This is a genomic window from Corallococcus sp. BB11-1 (assembly GCF_026626625.1).
GTDB lineage: Bacteria > Myxococcota > Myxococcia > Myxococcales > Myxococcaceae > Corallococcus > Corallococcus soli.
Window position 1 is genome coordinate 105,784 of the sequence record NZ_JAPNJY010000041.1, and the last position, 15,814, is coordinate 121,597.

Genomic DNA, 15,814 nt, shown 5'->3' on the forward strand with positions numbered 1-15,814 from the left:
CCTCCTTCCCCATCGTGTGAACGGTGGGGGAGGGGTGTCAGGGTGACTGCTGGGGTCGGGGTGGAGCGCTGACGCCCAGCAGTGCGCCCATGTCGCGGAAGAGTTTGTCGAAGGAGTCCGCGCGCCTTGCGGCTTCGAGGTCGAATATCTTCGTCAGGGCGGCTTGATCGATGGTTGGGCTGTATCCGTCGGGCATGCGCTTGTGCAGCCAGCCCTTCGCATCGCGGATGCGTTCCGAATGGGGCGGGGCCCGCAGGTCAGAGGGAAGTCCCCGGTGGTTGCGAAGGGACTCTGCGGCCGCGAGGAACCACGCTTCGTATTCACACTGTGCGACGACCACGGAAATGGCACGGTCCGACCGATGCTTTCGTGCCCACCCGAGGAGCCGGGGGCCCAGCACGCAGGGCAGATCCTCGTCGGCATCCAGCAGGACGAGGATGCATCCGTCGCCGCCTACCTTCCGAGCCGTCAGTTCGATGACCCGGCTCAGTTCGTCCTCTTTGACGAGCTTTCCTCGCGATAGACGGTGGGGCGGATTCAGGATGTCCAACCGGACTTCTGGTGCAAGGAAGCTCGCCAGACGCCTCACGAGAATAGGGGCGGCCAGGACTTCTCCGGCTCCCTCCACGATGAGTCCCAGCTTCATCAGGCGTCGTGCTCCCAAAGTTTGAGCTGATCCGCTTGGGGGACCGCTTGCCTGTCGGGAGGTAGTTGGTCGGCCTTCAGCAACTCGCCCACCGTGTAGAGCCGGTCCTTCAATGCGGAACGGGTTTCGGCATCGACCTGGGCGATGATGCTTCGACCTTGCTCTGAAACCACGGAAAGGATCTCGTCCGCGAGGATGCTGGAGTCATCCAGCAGCTCAGGGCTGTGGCTGGTGACGATGACCTGGGTGTACTGCGAGGCGTTCCGGAGAGCATCACGGAGGACACCTGCTGCGGCAGGATGAAGCGCGACCTCGGGTTCCTCGATGCCTACAACCTGGATCCGCTGTTCAACCCGAGTCTGGAACAGCGCGACCAGGATGCCAAGCGCGCGCAGTGTGCCATCCGACATGTTGATGGCCGGAAATTGCCAGTAGCGGTTATCGGTACCTTCAATCTTCTGTAGGAACAAGAGCGTTTCCAGGTGGCCAACGCGAGTGTATCCCACCGCTTGCAGGCTCGGCACGATGGCACGCAGATACTCCTCAATGCGCTCCTTCGTAGAGTAGCCATCCGGTTTTTCCAGGCGCTCCAAGACGCTGGGGAGATTGGATCCATCACGGGACAAGAGTTCTCCCCTGTCAGGTGGCTGCGGGGCACGGAGTTGGTCCGGGTTGAGGTTGTAAAACCCCATGCTTGAGAGCGCGTCGAAGGCAGGGCGGAACTCTGGCAGACCTGCTGCGTTGACCAGATACAGGCGGTCCGCCGAGGCAGGTGGAGCAACTGGGGCTGGCTTGACGACGAGGATGCCTTCACGAACGTGATACCTCGTCTCGCCGATTGCGCACTCCTCATCGTGGACTACGTAGTCTCCGGACATGCTTGTTCCGATGCCGACCGAGAAATGTCCGGTAGCACCAGTGGCGAGTTGAAAGTCGAGGCGAATCCCAAAGTGGCCCACGGGCTTGAGTGAGCGGCGTACGATTTCCTCGACCCCTCCACGAGTCCTGAGTGCCTGTGCAAGAGAGGTCCGCAAGGCGTCCGTGATGAGCCTCAACGCGTCCAGGAAGTTGCTCTTGCCCGAGCCGTTGGGACCCACGAGGAACGTCAACGGCCCCAGTGCGACATCGCAGGCCTCAATGCTGCGGTAGTCGCGCAGCACTACGCGGGTGATGAAGGGCGCCCGGCTTCCGGGCAGGTGGACGGCAGGCTGCCCGGAGTTTTCGGCGGAAGGCATCAGGTTCTCTCCACGGACACGACCACTGCTCCGGGCCGGCCATCGTGCCAGCAGGCCCAGGAGAGCGGTAGCGTTGCGTGAACACGCAGCGTCCGCATCCTGAATCCAACAGGTCCACCCGCTTCGCTCTAGCATCCGGCAAATGCCCATCGTCCATGACTGGCTGGCCCGTCGGGCGTCGCTTGCCCCGGAGCGCGTGGCGCTCATCGACGCGCTTCGTGACAACCGGCGCATCTCGTGGCGCGAGTGGAACGCGGCGGCGCACCGGACGGCGCTGCTGTTGCTCGACCTGGGGGTGACTCCCGGGGACCGGGTCTCCGTGCTCGCGTACAACGGCGTGGAGACGCTGGACCTGCTGTTCGCCTGCGCGAAGCTGGGCTCCGTACTCCAGCCCCTCAACTGGCGTCTGGGTGTGACGGAGCTGCGGGGGCTGCTCGCGGACGTCGAACCTCGGGTCGTCTGCTTCGGTCCGGAGTTCCGCTCCCAGGTGGACGCGCTGCGCCCCTTGCTGCCCCAGGTCCTTCACTGGATTCCCCTGGCGGATCCGCTCCCTGGTGAACGTTCCTTCGCTTCACGTAACGACCTGCCTGCTTCACGGATGCTGCCCGTCATCGACGTGGAGCCTGACTCACCGTGGGTGCTGTGCTCCACCGGGGGCAGCACCGGCCTGCCGAAGTCCGCCGTGCTCACCCATGGCTCGCTCACCGCGAACGCCGCGAACACCGTGGTGAGCTGGGGCCTCACCCAGGACGACGTGGCCCTGCTCAACGCGCCCCTGTTCCACACCGGCGGCCTCAACGTGTTCACGCTGCCACTCGTGTACGTGGGCGGCGCTTCCGTCGTGTGCCGGGCCTTCGACGTGGAGCAGACCTTCGACCTCATCCACTCGGGCACCGTCAGCGTCGTCTTCGGCGTGCCCACCATGTTCATCGAGATGCAGCGCCACCCGCGCTTCGACTCGGTGGACTTCTCCCGTCTGAAGCTCCTCATCAGCGGCGGCGCCCCCTGTCCGGCCCCCGTCTTCGAGCGCTTCTTCGCCCGCGACATCCCCTTTCGTACCGGCTACGGCCTCACCGAAGCGGGACCCAACAACTTCTCCCTGCCCTCGCACGCCGTGCGCTCCCACCCGGGCTTCGTCGGCGTCCCCCTGTTCCATGTCGAGGCTCGCATCGACGGCGAACAGCAACCCGGCGACGTGGGCGAACTGCTGCTGCGTGGCCCCCACCTGTGCGCCGGCTACTGGCGCAACCCGGAGGAGACCGCCCGCGCCTTCGTGGGCGGCTGGCTGCACACCGGCGACCTGGCCTCCCGCGACGCGGCCGGCCTCTTCCGCATCGAGGGCCGACGCAAGGACCTGATCATCTCCGGCGGTGAGAACATCCACCCCTCGGAGGTGGAGAGCGTCCTCGCCGGCCACCCCGACGTCGCGGAGGCCTGCGTCATCGGCGTCCCCGACCCCAAGTGGGGGGAAGTACCCCGTGCCCTCGTCGTCCCCCGGACTGGGACGGCCCCCACGCTCGCGGCGCTCCTGGCCTCCTGCGAGGGCCGCCTCGCCCGCTACAAGCTGCCCCGCACGCTGCGCCTTTTGACCGCCCTGCCGCGCACCCCGGCCGGCAAGGTGGACCGGCGGGCCCTCGCCCTGTCGCACGGCGGGGACTGAATACCGGACCCACCCCCGCCGTCATGTCCCGACACGGAGCGCACCCCCAGGGCGGGCCGGTGGCCCCTGCATGTCCGGCCGGACACGAACCCGTAATATTTGGTCATGAAGCGGAAGCCCCCAGGAAATATGGGGGTGACAGGTTGTGGGTGCGGTCTGGAGGCGGAAGGCGGGGCTCCGGTCTTTTGGAGAGAAGCCCGGGTCCCCGCTTCCACCTCTGGCCCGCATCCCGGGAGACCGACCCATGGAGATGCCCCCCCGCCCCACGCCTTCGGAGGAAGCCACCATCCAGGTGCTGCTCGTCGAGGACGACGAACGCCTGGCCCGGCTCACCGCCCGCTACCTCCAGGAGCACGGCATCATCGTCACCATCTCCGCGTCCGGCACCGACGCGCTCGCCCAGACGTCCCGCCACGCCTACGACGTCATCCTGCTGGACCTGATGCTCCCTGGCCGCGACGGCCTGGAGGTGTGCCGCGAGCTGCGCACCCGCACCGACGTGCCCATCATCATGCTCACCGCGCGCGGCGAGGAGGCCGACCGCGTCCTGGGCCTGGAGTCCGGCGCGGACGACTACCTGCCCAAGCCCTACTCGTCGCGCGAGCTGCTCGCCCGCATCCGCGCCCAGGTGCGCCGCGCCCGGGGCAAGGCGGGCCCCACCAGCCACCCCGTGCACGCGGGCCGGTTGGTGTTGGACCCCCGCAGCCTCAGCGCCTCCCTGGACGGCAAGCCGCTGACCCTCACCACCTATGAGTTCAGTCTGCTGCGCGTGCTCGCGGAGCGCGCCGGCCGCGTGCTCAGCCGCGAGCAGCTGCTCGACCTGGTGAAGGGCAGCGCGGACGAGGTGTTCGACCGCTCCGTGGACGTGCACATCTTCCGCCTGCGCCAGAAGCTGGAGGTGGACCCCCGCAACCCGCGCCTGCTCAAGACGGTCCGCGGCGCCGGCTACCTGCTGGCCACCGGGACCGAGGCGGAGCCGTGAGGCAGGCCCGGCGCCTCTTCCGCCTCCCCACCGGGCTGCTCGCCCGCATCTACCTGGTGGGCGTCATCCAGATCGTCCTCGTGGGCATCGCGCTCACGCTCGCGCGGGACTTCCTGCGCAACGAGGCCTGGCGCAACCGCTTCGATGACGAGCTGTCCTACTTCGTCGACGAGTGGGCCGCCCTGCGCGACGACCCCGCCGCGCTCCAGGCGTCGCTCGACCGCGCGCAGCAGCGCATGGGCATGCGCGTCACCCTGCGCGACGCGGAGGGCCGGCTGCTCGGCAACACCCGCCCGGAGCCCGCGCCCGCGCTCGGCCCGGACGAGCTGCGCGTCAACTCGCGCGTCACCCGCAAGGGGGCTCCGGGGTCCTTTCCGGGCCACGGCGGCGCGGGGAGGGGCCTCCTGGTGGTGAGCCCCTATCCGGGCCCCATCCAGGTGTATGCCTCCGTGTCGCTGCCGCCGCCGCCCCCGCCGCCCGACGGCGAGCGCCAGACGGCCATCGTCGTGGGCCTGGTCCTGGCGTGCACCGGCATCACCTCCGTCCTCTTCGCGCGCACGCTGGCGGGCCCGCTGGAGAGGCTGGCCTCCGCGGCCCGGGCCTTTGGCGCGGGCCGGCTGGACGTGCGCGCGGGCCTGCGCCGCACCGACGAGCTGGGCCTCGTGTCGGAGGCCTTCGACGAGATGGCCGGCCGCATCACCCAGCTGCTGCGCTCCCAGAAGGAGCTGCTGGCCAACGTGTCCCATGAGCTGCGCACGCCCCTGGCGCGGATCCGCGTGGCGCTCGACCTGGCCGCCGAAGGTGACGCCCAGACGGCGCGCGAGCTGCTCCCCGACATCACCGAGGACCTGGCGGAGCTGGAGCGCCTGGTGCAGGACGTGCTCACCACGTCGCGCCTGGAGCTGGTGACGGAGGGCGCCAGCGGCGCCGCGCCCCCCCTGCGCCTGGAGCACGTGGACGCGAACGCGCTGCTGGACAAGGCCGCCGCCCGCTTCCGCGCCGCGCGGCCCCAGCACCGCCTGGAGGTCCAGGTGGACGGCGCGCTGCCCGGGCTGGAGGCGGACCCCGTCCTGTTGCGGCGCGTGTTGGACAACCTGCTGGACAACGCGGGGAAATACTCAGAGGCGGGCACCACCGTGAGGCTGCTCGCCCGCCCGGAGGGCGACGGCCTCCAGGTGGAGATCCGCGACGAGGGCATCGGCATCGACGCGGAGGACCTGGCGCGGGTCGGCACCCCCTTCTTCCGCACCGACCGCAGCCGCGCCCGCACCACGGGGGGCGTGGGCCTGGGCCTGGCCCTGGTCCGGCGCATCATCGCCGCGCACGGGGGCCGCCTGACGCTGGAGAGCCAGCCGGGGCAGGGCACCACCGCCCGCGTCCTGTTGCCAACCACCGGGGCGGCGGACACACCGGACGGCCGCCTCGTCGCGGGTCATCTTTCGTAATAGAGACGAGATTCGCCGAAACATTCCAAAACGTACAACAAGGGGCATGAAGGCCTTGAGCGAGATGCCGCGGGAAGCGCCGGCCCTGGCGCCGGTGCCATTGGAAGAGGACGAGGTTCGCAAGCGCCGGGTGCCTCGCTGGGCCTGGGTGCTGGGGCTGCTGGTGGTGGCCGCGCTGGTGGGATTCTGGCGCGTGCGGGCCGCGCGCCAGGCGGACGTCATCACCTATGAGACGGCGACCGCGGAGCCCCGGAAGCTCATGTCCAAGGTGACGGCCACCGGCACCGTGGCGGCGCTGGTGACGGTGCAGGTGGGCAGCCAGGTGTCCGGGCGCGTCCAGGAGCTGTTCGTCGACTACAACTCCGAGGTGAAGAAGGGGCAGGTCATCGCCCGCATCGACCCGCAGCTGGTGCAGGCCGCGCTGGACCGGGCGAAGGCGAACATGACGGCCGCGCGCGCGAACCTCCAGAAGGCGCGCGTCAACGCGGACGTGACGAAGAAGCAGGCCGCGCGCTCGAAGGAGCTGCGCGCCCAGCAGTTCATCTCCCAGTCGGAGCTGGAGACGGCCGAGTCCGCCGCCGCCAGCGGACAGGCGGAGGTGACGGCCGCGGAGGGCTCCGTGGCCCAGGCACAGGCCGCGCTCAACGAGGCGGAGGTGAACCTCAAGTACACGGCCATCGTGTCGCCCACCGACGGCATCGTCATCTCGCGCAGCGTGGACGTGGGCCAGACGGTGGCCGCGTCCCTCCAGGCCCCCGTGCTCTTCACCATCGCGGAGGACCTGCGCAAGATGCAGATCAACACCAGCGTGTCCGAAGCGGACGTGGGCAAGCTCCAGCCCGGCATGAAGGCGACCTTCAACGTGGACGCCTTCCCCGGCGAAGCCTTCCAGGGCGTCATCCGGCAGATCCGCAACGAAGCCATCACGGTGCAGAACGTCGTCACGTACCTGGCCGTGCTCGACGTGCCCAACCCGGAGCTGAAGCTCAAGCCGGGCATGACGGCCAACGTCACCATCATCACGCAACAGAAGGACCAGGCGCTCTCCGTGCCCAACACGGCGCTGCGCTACCGGCCCGCGTCCGCGCAGGGGGCCCCCGCGCAGGCCGGGCAGCCGGCGGGCGCCAAGGGCTCCCGCACCCTCTACGTGCTGCGCCGCCAGGAGGGACAGCCGCCCCAGCCCGCCGCCGTGAGCGTGCGCACCGGGATGACGGACGGCACGTACACGGAGGTGGTGAAGGGCGAGCTGAAGGACGGCGACCGCGTCATCACCGCGGAGAATGTTCCGGCCGGTACGGCGTCTCCGACTCCCGCGGGGGCGAGCCCCATGGGCGGTGGTGGCCGGGGCGGTGGCATGCGCCGCGGGCCGTTCTAGTCACTCGCAACCTGGATCCGGGGAAGGAGGAGAGGCACATGGACGCGGAGACAAGACAGCAACCCCCCGTCGTGCAGCTCCGGGGCGTGAGCAAGGTGTACCGCACGGGTGACGTGGAGGTGCGGGCCCTGCGGGGCGTGGACTTCACGGTGGAGTCGGGAGAGTTCGTCTCCATCATGGGCTCCAGCGGTTCGGGCAAGTCCACGCTGATGAACATCCTGGGGTGCCTGGACCGGCCCACGGGCGGGGAGTACCTGCTCAACGGCAGGGACGTGGCGCGGCTGGACCGGGACGGCCTGGCGCGCGTGCGCAACCGCACCCTGGGCTTCGTCTTCCAGAGCTTCAACCTGCTGGCGCGCACCACGGCGCTGGAGAACGTGGAGCTGCCCATGCTGTACGCGGGCGTGCCCTCCAAGGAGCGGCGCGCGCGGGCGAAGGAGGCGCTGGAGCGCGTGGGCCTGGGCGCGCGCCTGGACCACCACCCCAAGCAGCTCTCCGGCGGGCAGCAGCAGCGCGTGGCCATCGCGCGCGCGCTGGTGGGCCGGCCGCGCGTCATCCTGGCGGACGAGCCCACGGGCAACCTGGACTCGCGCACCACGGTGGAGGTGATGGCGCTGTTCCAGCAGCTCCAGAAGGAAGGCATGACGCTGGTGCTGGTGACGCACGAGCCGGACGTGGCCGAGTACACGCAGCGGGTGGTGGTGGTGAAGGACGGGCGCATCGTGAAGGACCAGCGCCAGTCGCCGCAGCCGGCGGTGGTCCCGGTGGAAGAGGTGGGGACATGAACCTGCTGGAGACGCTCGTCCTGGCGCTCAGGGCCCTGTTGCGCTCCAAGACGCGCTCGGTGCTCACCGCGCTGGGCATCATCATCGGCGTGGGCGCCGTCATCGCCATGGTGGCCATTGGCGACGGGGCGAAGGCCAACGTGCAGAAGGTCTTCGACTCCATGGGCACCAACATGCTCATCGTCATGTCGGGGTCGTCCCGCTCCGGCGGCGCGCGCGGCGGCTTCGGCAGCCAGCCCACGCTGACGTGGGACGACCTGGAGGCCATCCGCACGCAGCTGCCCAGCGTGCGCGGCGCCGCGCCGGAGATGCGCTCCAACGCGCAGGTGTTCTCCGAGGACCAGAACTGGAACACCAGCATCATCGGCACGACGACGGACTACTTCAGCGTGCGCAGCTGGAGCATCGCGCAGGGCGTGCGCTTCACGGACGCGGACAACGAGGCGGGCGCGAAGGTGGCGGTGCTGGGCCAGACGGTGGTGGACAACCTGTATGGCAAGGGCTTCAACCCGGTAGGGCAGGTCGTCCGCATCAACAAGACGCCCTTCACCGTGGTGGGCGTGACGAAGCCCAAGGGCCAGTCCCCGGTGGGCCAGGACTTCGACAACACGGTGTTCGTGCCGGCCACGTCGTTCCGCCGGCAGGTGCAGGCGCAGAGCCTGGGCGCGTTCATCACCGGCGCGGTGTTCGTGCAGGCGGTCTCCGCGGACATGACGTCGCGAGCGCAGGCGGAGGTGACGCAGCTGTTGCGCGACCGTCACCGGCTGGGCGAGGACGACGCGAACGACTTCGACGTGCGCAACCTGGCGGAGGTGGCCAGCGGGCAGCAGCAGAGCACGGAGACGCTGAGCCTGCTGCTGGCGGCCATCGCGGCGGTGTCGCTGGTGGTGGGCGGCATCGGCATCATGAACATCATGCTGGTGAGCGTCACCGAGCGGACGCGCGAGATTGGCGTGCGCGTGGCGGTGGGCGCCCGGCCGCGCGACATCCTGGCGCAGTTCCTCATCGAGGCGCTGACGCTGTCGGTGCTGGGAGGAATCATCGGCGCGGCGGTGGGCCTGGGCGTGGCGAAGCTGCTCGCGGCGCAGTTCGGCTGGCCCATGCTGGTGCGCCCGGACGTGGCGCTGCTGGCCATCGGGTTCAGCGGTTTGGTCGGTGTCGTCTTCGGGCTGTACCCGGCGCGCAAGGCGAGCCTGTTGGATCCCATTGATGCCCTGAGGTACGAGTGATGCGCGCGCTTCCGTTGACGCTCTCGTTGTGGGTCCTGCCCGTGGTCGCGGGGGCCCAGGCTCCGGCCCCGCAGGCTCCGGCCGCCCAGCCCGGGGCGGCGCCCACCACGCCGGCTCCGGTCCAGCAGTCCCTGTCGATGGCGGCCTCCGAGGGGCGCGTCATCTCCCTGGCGGAGGCGGAGGCCGCGGCGCGCGAGCACCAGCCGACGCTGCGCTCGGCGCAGGCGGGGACGGATGCGGCGCGGGCCCGGGTGGACCAGTCCTTCTCCAGCTTCCTGCCGCAGGTGAGCGCGAACGCCAACTACACGCTGGGCACCAGCAACCGCGCCGTCATCCAGAACGTGCCTGGCAGCGACACCGCCGTGGTGTCCAACTCCACGCGGCGCTTCAGCGGCGGCATCTCCGCCAACCAGCTCATCTACGACTTCGGCCGCACCTCCGGGCGCTACAACATCTCCAAGGAGAACGCGGGCGCGCAGGAGGAGTCGCGGCAGCAGGTGCTCCAGGACGTGCTGCGCAACGTGCGCACCGCGTACTTCAACGTCCTCACGCAGAAGGCCCTGCTGGGCGTGGCGCGGGAGACGCTCCAGAGCGAGGAGGCCCGCCTCAACCAGGTGAACGCCTCCGTGCAGGTGGGCACCCGGCCCGAAATAGACCTGCTCCAGCAGCGCACGGCGAGGGCCAACGCGCAGGTGCAGCTCATCCGCGCGCAGAACGCCTACGCCACCGCGAAGGCGCAGCTCAACCAGACCATGGGGGTGGAGAGCTCCACCGACTACACCGTGCAGGACGTGACGGTGGCGGCCATCCCGGGGGAGGACGAGCTGCTGGACGCGCTGGTGCTGCGCGCGCTGGAGTCCCGTCCGGACGTCGCCGCGCGCGAGCGGCAGGTGCGGGCGCAGGAGCTCCAGGTGAAGGTGACGAAGGGGGGCCACTGGCCCAGCCTCAGCGCCACGGGCAACGCGTCGGACGTGGGGGAGAACCCCTTCAACGGCTCCACGCTGAGCGTGTCGGGAGGGCTGTCGCTGAGCTGGGCCCTGTTCCAGGGCGGGCTCGTCAACGCGCAGACGCGCGAGGCCAACGCCAACCTGCGCGACATCCAGGCGCAGAAGGACGCGCTGCGCCAGCAGGTGCGGCTGCAGGTGGAGCAGGCCCGGCTGAACGTGGTGGCCACCCGCGAGGCGCTCACCGCCGCGGACGAGGCGCAGGTGAACGCGCGCGAGAGGCTGCGGCTGGCCGAGGGGCGCTACCGCGCGGGCGTGGGCAACATCATCGAGGTGAGCGACGCCCAGGTGGCCTTCACTAACGCCGCCGCCCAGCAGGTGCAGGCCACCTACGACCTGGCCACCTCGCGCGCGGAGCTGGCGCGCGCGCTGGGCACCGTGGAGCTGAGCACGGTGGCGTCCGCCCGGTAGCCTGGCTGAAAACACGAGCCAACCCGGAAGGGAGGCAGTGGCGGCAGGACGCCGGAACACCGTAGGAAACGCCAGCTCCAACGTGATGGGTCACCTCCATTCAAGCCCGAAAAAGCGTGTGGATGGACCCGAACCGGGGCATTCTCCGAGGGCGCCCCGTCTCAGAAGAGCCCCGGGTGTCGGGGTTGCCCGGACTCCGAAAGTCCACCTCCCGCGCAGCGACCCTATGGGTGAACAATGGGAGGCTGACCCGGCAAGTTCTGTCTGTCTGCCTCTATACGTCCTATGCCGTCGGCCAAACGTTTCGGGTCGGCAAGCAAAGGCATGGACAAGAAACTCGCAACCACCATCGGCGCATCCGCACGGGTCGCCCGGGGCCGCATGGAGCTTACGCAGGCCGACGTGGCCGAGCGGATCGACGTGGCCACGGAAGTGTATGGCCGCCTGGAACGAGGCGGCATGCTCCCCAGCGTCCAGACCCTGTTGAAGTTGTGCCACGAGCTGCATGTCTCGGCGGATGAGCTGCTCGGACTGGCAGCGCAGGGCGTCACGCCTTCGCGCGCCAGCGAGGCGCCTCCGCCCACGCCCGAGCGCCCGGAAGTGCGCCGGCTGCTGCGCAGTGTCCGGCAGCTCGATCCCGCCCAGGTGAAGCTGCTGGGCCTGGTGGCCAACGCGCTGACGCGGCGGTAGCCCGCGCCGCGCGCGTTCGCCATCCCCGCGCCCGGCGGCCGCGGGGCCCCGGCGACCTCAGGGCCCTGAGCTGCCCTGGAGATTCGACAGGATGCGCTCCAGGTCGGCCGGCCGCACCGGCTTGGTGACGTGCAGGTCGAAGCCCGCCTTCAGGGCCAGGGCGTGGGCTTCCAGCTCGCCATAGCCCGTCAGCGCCACCAGGCGGATGTTGTTGCCCACGCGCGCGCGCAGCGCCTGCGCCACCTGGTAGCCGTCCACCCCCGGCAGCCCAATGTCCACCAGCGCCACGTCCGGCGCGTGCGCGAGCGCCAGCTCCACGCCCTGCACGCCATCCGGCGCCACCGCCACCTGGTGGCCCCACAGCTCCAGCAGCTCGCGCATGGATTGGCGCGCGTCCGAGTTGTCCTCCACCAGGAGGATGCGCCGCGCCTGGCGCGCCTCCACGACGTTGGCCCCGCTCAGCACCGGGATGCGCTCCGGGGGGAGCAGGGGCAGCCTCACCACGAACTCGCTGCCCTCGCCGTAGCCGCCGCTGGTGGCCTCCACGCTGCCGCCGTGCATCCGCACCAGCGTGCGCACCAGGGTGAGGCCGATGCCCAGGCCCCCTCGGGAGCGCTCCAGGGACGTGTCCACCTGGGAGAACAGGTCGAACACGCCGGGCAGCTTCTCCGGCGGGATGCCGACGCCGGTGTCGCGCACCTTCAGCACCGCCTGCGCGGTGCCGTCCACGCCCTCCTGGAGCAGCTCCACGAACACGGTGCCCTGGTCCGTGTACTTGGCCGCGTTGTCGAGCAGGTTGGTGAAGATCTGCTCCAGCCGCGTGGCGTCGCCCTCCAGCCACAGGGGCGCCCGGGGCAGCCGGACCTCCAGCTTCAGGCCGCGCCCCTCCACCCGGGGCCGCAGGATGGAGAGCACCTGCTGGAAGCTCTCCGCCAGGTCCAGCGGCTCCTTGCGCAGCTCCACCTTGCCGCGGGTGATGCGGCTGACGTCCAGCAGGTCATCCACCAGCCGGGCCAGGTGGTGCGTCTGGCGCTGGATGATGCCGTGCATCCGCGCCTCCTTGGTGTCCACCGGGCCCTTGCGCTCCAGGATGCCGATGGCCGTCATGATGGCGGCCAGCGGGTTGCGCAGCTCGTGGCCCAGCATGGCCAGGAACTCGTCCTTGCGCCGGTCCATCTCGATGAGCTGATCCGTGCGCAGGCGGGCCTGCTGCTCCGCGTGGCGCAGGCGCAGCAGCGAGCGCACCGTGGCGATGAGCTCCGAAGGTTCGTAGGGCTGGGTGAGGTACGCGTCCGCGCCGCCCTCCAGGCCCTGCACCTTCTTGTCCGGCGTGATGAACGTCGCGGACGTGTGCATCACCGCGATGGCGGACGTGGCGGCGTTGGCGCGCAGCCGGGCGCACACCTCATAGCCGCTGATGTCCGGCAGCTTCACGTCCAGGACGATGACGTCCGGGCGGTGCTTCTCCGCCATGAGGAGCGCCGCCATGCCGGTGGCGGCCTCCAGCACATGGTAGCCGGACATCTCCAGGATGCGGTTGACGAGGTACCGGTTGGCCTCGTCGTCGTTGACGTTGAGGACCGTGGCCATTCGCTGTTCAGCCACGGGGGTTGGTCTCCCTCAGGTCCCGGGTGCCCAGGCCCGCCTTGGTCAGCGCGTCGCGGATGCGCGTGATGGCGACCTCGCGGCTCAGCGTGTGCTTGGCCAGGATGGCGGACGTCTCCCGCGACAGCCGCAGGCGCTCCGTCTCCTGCAACTGGTGGGACGTGTGCAGGATGATGGGGATGTCGCGCGTGCGCGGATCCGCCTTCAGCTCGTCCAGCACGTCGAAGGCGGTGATGTCCGGGAGGATGAAGTCCAGGAAGATGAGGTGCGGGGCCTGCTCGCGGGCCAGGCGCACGCCGTCACGGCCACCGGCGGCCTCCATGAGCTGGTAGGGCGTGTCCTTGAGCAGTTGCTTGAGCAGGTAGCGGTGCACGTCGTCGTCGTCGATGATGAGCAGCCGCTCCACCGGACCGACACGCGCCAGGGCGGACAGCTTCTTCTGCAGGCGCACCTCGTCCACCGGCTTGAGCCAGAACTCGTCGGCGCCCAGGGCGCGGGCCTTCTGTTCGCGGTCCGTCACGGTGACGACGAGGATGGGGATGTCGCGCGTCTGCTCGCCGTTCTTCATCTCCGCGAGGAAGTTCCAGCTCGTCTCGCCCTCCAGCATCACGTCCAGCACCATGGCGGCGGGGCGCACCCGCTGCATCATCTTGCGCGCGTCCTCCACCGTGCGCACCGGCAGCACCTGGAAGCCGGAGCGCGCCAGGTACTTCTCGTAGAGGAACAGCGTCTGGCGGTCGTCCTCCAGCACCAGCACCGGCGCCCGCGAGGGGTCCAGGCTCTGGCTGCGCAGCGCCAGCCCCGTCATCTCCGACACCTCCACGTGGACGCGCGGCAGGACGACGGTGAAGGTGGCGCCTTCGCCCAGCGTGCTCTTCACGCCCAGCGAGCCACCCAGCAGCTCCGTCAGCTTGCGCGCCAGCGGCAGGCCCAGGCCGGTGCCCTTCACCTGACGCTGGAGCGGGCTGTCCACCTGGATGAACTCCTCGAAGACGCGCTCGTGGTTCGCCGGCGCGATGCCGATGCCGGTGTCCTTCACGGTGATCTCCACCGTGTCGTGCGGGCCGGGGGCGACGGCCACGGTGATGGAGCCGGATTCGGTGAACTTCACCGCGTTGGAGATGAGGTTGCGCACCACCTGGCTGAGCTTGGCCTCGTCCGTCTCCATCTCCAGGCCGTCCGGCGGCGACTCGAAGTTGAGGGCCACCTGCGAGTCGGGCGGCAGCAGCGGCCGGGTCATGCCGCGCAGCGCGCTCATGAAGTCGGACACCGCGAAGTGGCTGTGGCGCAGCGTCGTCTTGCCCGACTCCACCTTGGACAGGTCGAGCAGGTCGTTGACCAGCTCGAACAGCGATTCGGCGGAGCTGCGGATGAACTGGACCTGCTTCTCCTGCTCCGGCGCGAGATTGCCGTTGAGCGGGTTGAGCAGCACCTTGGACAGTCCCAGGATGGAGTGCAGCGGCGTGCGGAACTCGTGGCTGACGTTGGCCACCACGCGGCTCTTGATTTCAGAGGCGCGCTGGAGGCTCTCCGCCTTCTCGTCCAGGGCGGCGTGCAGGCTGCGCACGCCCTTGTTGGACTCCTCCAGCTCCTTGTTGAGGCGGGACAGCTCCTCCGCGCGCAGCTTGAGTTCGTACTGCTGGCGGGCCGTCTCACGGTGCAGCGCGGTCAGCTCCCCCAGCGTGGTGCTCACCTGGGTGAGCGCGGCGCCGTAGTCCTCCGGCACCAGGCTGCCCACCAGGGCCACGCCGCCCTCGTGCGGCCGGGCGCGGAAGGCGAAGGTGGTCGGCTTCTGGTCGCGCACCAAGATGAGCTCCCAGCCATCCACCGCCTCGTCGCGCGCCTGCACGAGCAGCTTCTCCACCTTGCCCTCGCTGCCGGCGCTGGCGAGGCTGTGCAGGCTCTGCCCCGTCTTGAGGCCCAGGAGGCGCGCGGCGCGCTCGTCATGCCAGACCACCGTGCCTTGCGCGTCACAGGCCAGGGCCAGCTCGCGACTGAGGGATTCGAAGATCCCAGGGCCGCGGTCATCCAAGTGCATCATGAGGGAAGCTCCTCCCATGAAACGGGCGCACGCGCGAGCAACGTCCGCGCCTCCGCGTGCTCGGGTCCCAGGGCCGCCTTGAGGGCGCCCAGGAGGTGGGGAAAGGTCAGGGGGGCGAGCCCCCGTTGGGGCCAGAAGCCCTCGTACCACTGGAGGTGGGCTTCCCACAGGTCGGCGCGCTCCAGGGCCAGCGCGTCCGAGAGATAGGACAGGTGAAGGCGCGTCTCTTCTTCCAGGCGCGTGCGGTTTTCGGGGCCGGCTTCGCCTTTGAGCCGCTGGGCCACGGCCTCCACGACCGCGGGCGCGGCGTCCTCCAACCGGCCGGCCGCCCCCGTGGGGTGGCGCAGGGCGTCCCGGGCGGCCTGCACATAGATGCCGGGCAGGGTGTCCGGGCCAAGGCCCTCCGCCTGGAGGGCGAGCAGGAGGCCCTGGAAGTGCTGGTCCAGGTGCCGCGAACACATGCCGCGCGTGACGAGCAGGGTGCGCAGCCAGCGGGCGTAGTCCTCCAGGATGGCGGGGCGGCCGGCGTCCAGCGCCTGCACCAGGTAGCGCACGTGGAAGACGGCGTCCTCGTCGCCGAAGCGGCGGGCGCGCTGCTCACCGTAGCGGGCGCTCCAGAAGGGGTCCGCGTACAGGGGCTGGGCGGACGCGGTGGCGATGGCCTGCATCCGGGCGTCGAGGGTCTGGCTCACGGGCGGCATGGTGT

The 15,814-nt window shown here is 70.0% G+C and carries 13 protein-coding genes; 8 read left to right on the forward strand and 5 right to left on the reverse strand.

Annotated features, from left to right (window positions below):
- Positions 1-37 precede the first annotated feature (37 nt).
- Both OV207_RS35435 and OV207_RS35440 read right to left on the reverse strand, forming a co-directional pair.
- Positions 38-646 (reverse strand): DUF4276 family protein, encoded by a 609-nt coding sequence (locus OV207_RS35435; protein WP_267559535.1) that lies wholly within the window; start codon positions 644-646, stop codon positions 38-40.
- Positions 646-1,881 carry an AAA family ATPase gene (locus OV207_RS35440; RefSeq protein ID WP_267559536.1) on the reverse strand — a complete coding sequence of 412 codons (1,236 nt, stop codon included), beginning with the start codon at positions 1,879-1,881 and terminating at the stop codon, positions 646-648. Before OV207_RS35440 ends, OV207_RS35435 begins: the two co-directional genes overlap by 1 nt.
- Before the next feature lie 142 nt (positions 1,882-2,023).
- Here OV207_RS35440 and OV207_RS35445 point away from each other — a divergent pair, with 142 nt between their 5' ends.
- The 8 genes from OV207_RS35445 (at position 2,024) to OV207_RS35480 (ending at position 11,462) form a co-directional block, all read left to right on the forward strand.
- Positions 2,024-3,541, forward strand: coding sequence for an acyl-CoA synthetase (locus OV207_RS35445; protein WP_267559537.1), 1,518 nt, complete (start codon positions 2,024-2,026; stop codon positions 3,539-3,541).
- Between the two features lie 244 nt (positions 3,542-3,785).
- Positions 3,786-4,523, forward strand: a complete 738-nt coding sequence (locus OV207_RS35450; protein ID WP_267559538.1) for a response regulator transcription factor — start codon at positions 3,786-3,788, stop codon at positions 4,521-4,523.
- Complete coding sequence (locus OV207_RS35455; RefSeq protein ID WP_267559539.1) at positions 4,520-5,968, forward strand: HAMP domain-containing sensor histidine kinase; 1,449 nt, start codon at positions 4,520-4,522, stop codon at positions 5,966-5,968. Before OV207_RS35450 ends, OV207_RS35455 begins: the two co-directional genes overlap by 4 nt.
- A gap of 64 nt (positions 5,969-6,032) precedes the next feature.
- Entirely contained in the window at positions 6,033-7,343 is a 1,311-nt protein-coding gene (locus OV207_RS35460; RefSeq protein WP_267559586.1) for an efflux RND transporter periplasmic adaptor subunit, read from the forward strand.
- A 38-nt stretch (positions 7,344-7,381) separates the two neighbouring features.
- Positions 7,382-8,128 (forward strand): ABC transporter ATP-binding protein, encoded by a 747-nt coding sequence (locus OV207_RS35465; RefSeq protein WP_193349921.1) that lies wholly within the window; start codon positions 7,382-7,384, stop codon positions 8,126-8,128.
- Positions 8,125-9,357 carry an ABC transporter permease gene (locus OV207_RS35470; RefSeq protein ID WP_193349920.1) on the forward strand — a complete coding sequence of 411 codons (1,233 nt, stop codon included), beginning with the start codon at positions 8,125-8,127 and terminating at the stop codon, positions 9,355-9,357. The genes OV207_RS35465 and OV207_RS35470 overlap by 4 nt, the downstream gene beginning before the upstream one ends.
- On the forward strand, positions 9,357-10,772 hold the full coding sequence (locus OV207_RS35475; RefSeq protein ID WP_193349919.1) for a TolC family protein: 1,416 nt from the start codon (positions 9,357-9,359) through the stop codon (positions 10,770-10,772). Before OV207_RS35470 ends, OV207_RS35475 begins: the two co-directional genes overlap by 1 nt.
- Positions 10,773-11,096: 324 nt before the next feature.
- On the forward strand, positions 11,097-11,462 hold the full coding sequence (locus tag OV207_RS35480; protein WP_193349918.1) for a helix-turn-helix transcriptional regulator: 366 nt from the start codon (positions 11,097-11,099) through the stop codon (positions 11,460-11,462).
- Positions 11,463-11,519: 57 nt separating this feature from the next.
- Here the strand turns inward: OV207_RS35480 and OV207_RS35485 are convergent, their stop codons facing one another.
- Genes OV207_RS35485 through OV207_RS35495 form a run of 3 tightly spaced genes read right to left on the reverse strand, consistent with a single transcriptional unit; the run spans position 11,520 to position 15,809 of the window.
- Positions 11,520-13,067 (reverse strand): response regulator, encoded by a 1,548-nt coding sequence (locus OV207_RS35485; protein ID WP_420715288.1) that lies wholly within the window; start codon positions 13,065-13,067, stop codon positions 11,520-11,522.
- Positions 13,060-15,108, reverse strand: a complete 2,049-nt coding sequence (locus OV207_RS35490; RefSeq protein WP_267559541.1) for a hybrid sensor histidine kinase/response regulator — start codon at positions 15,106-15,108, stop codon at positions 13,060-13,062. Before OV207_RS35490 ends, OV207_RS35485 begins: the two co-directional genes overlap by 8 nt.
- Positions 15,105-15,809 carry a hypothetical protein gene (locus OV207_RS35495; protein ID WP_267559542.1) on the reverse strand — a complete coding sequence of 235 codons (705 nt, stop codon included), beginning with the start codon at positions 15,807-15,809 and terminating at the stop codon, positions 15,105-15,107. The genes OV207_RS35490 and OV207_RS35495 overlap by 4 nt, the downstream gene beginning before the upstream one ends.
- Positions 15,810-15,814 lie beyond the last annotated feature (5 nt).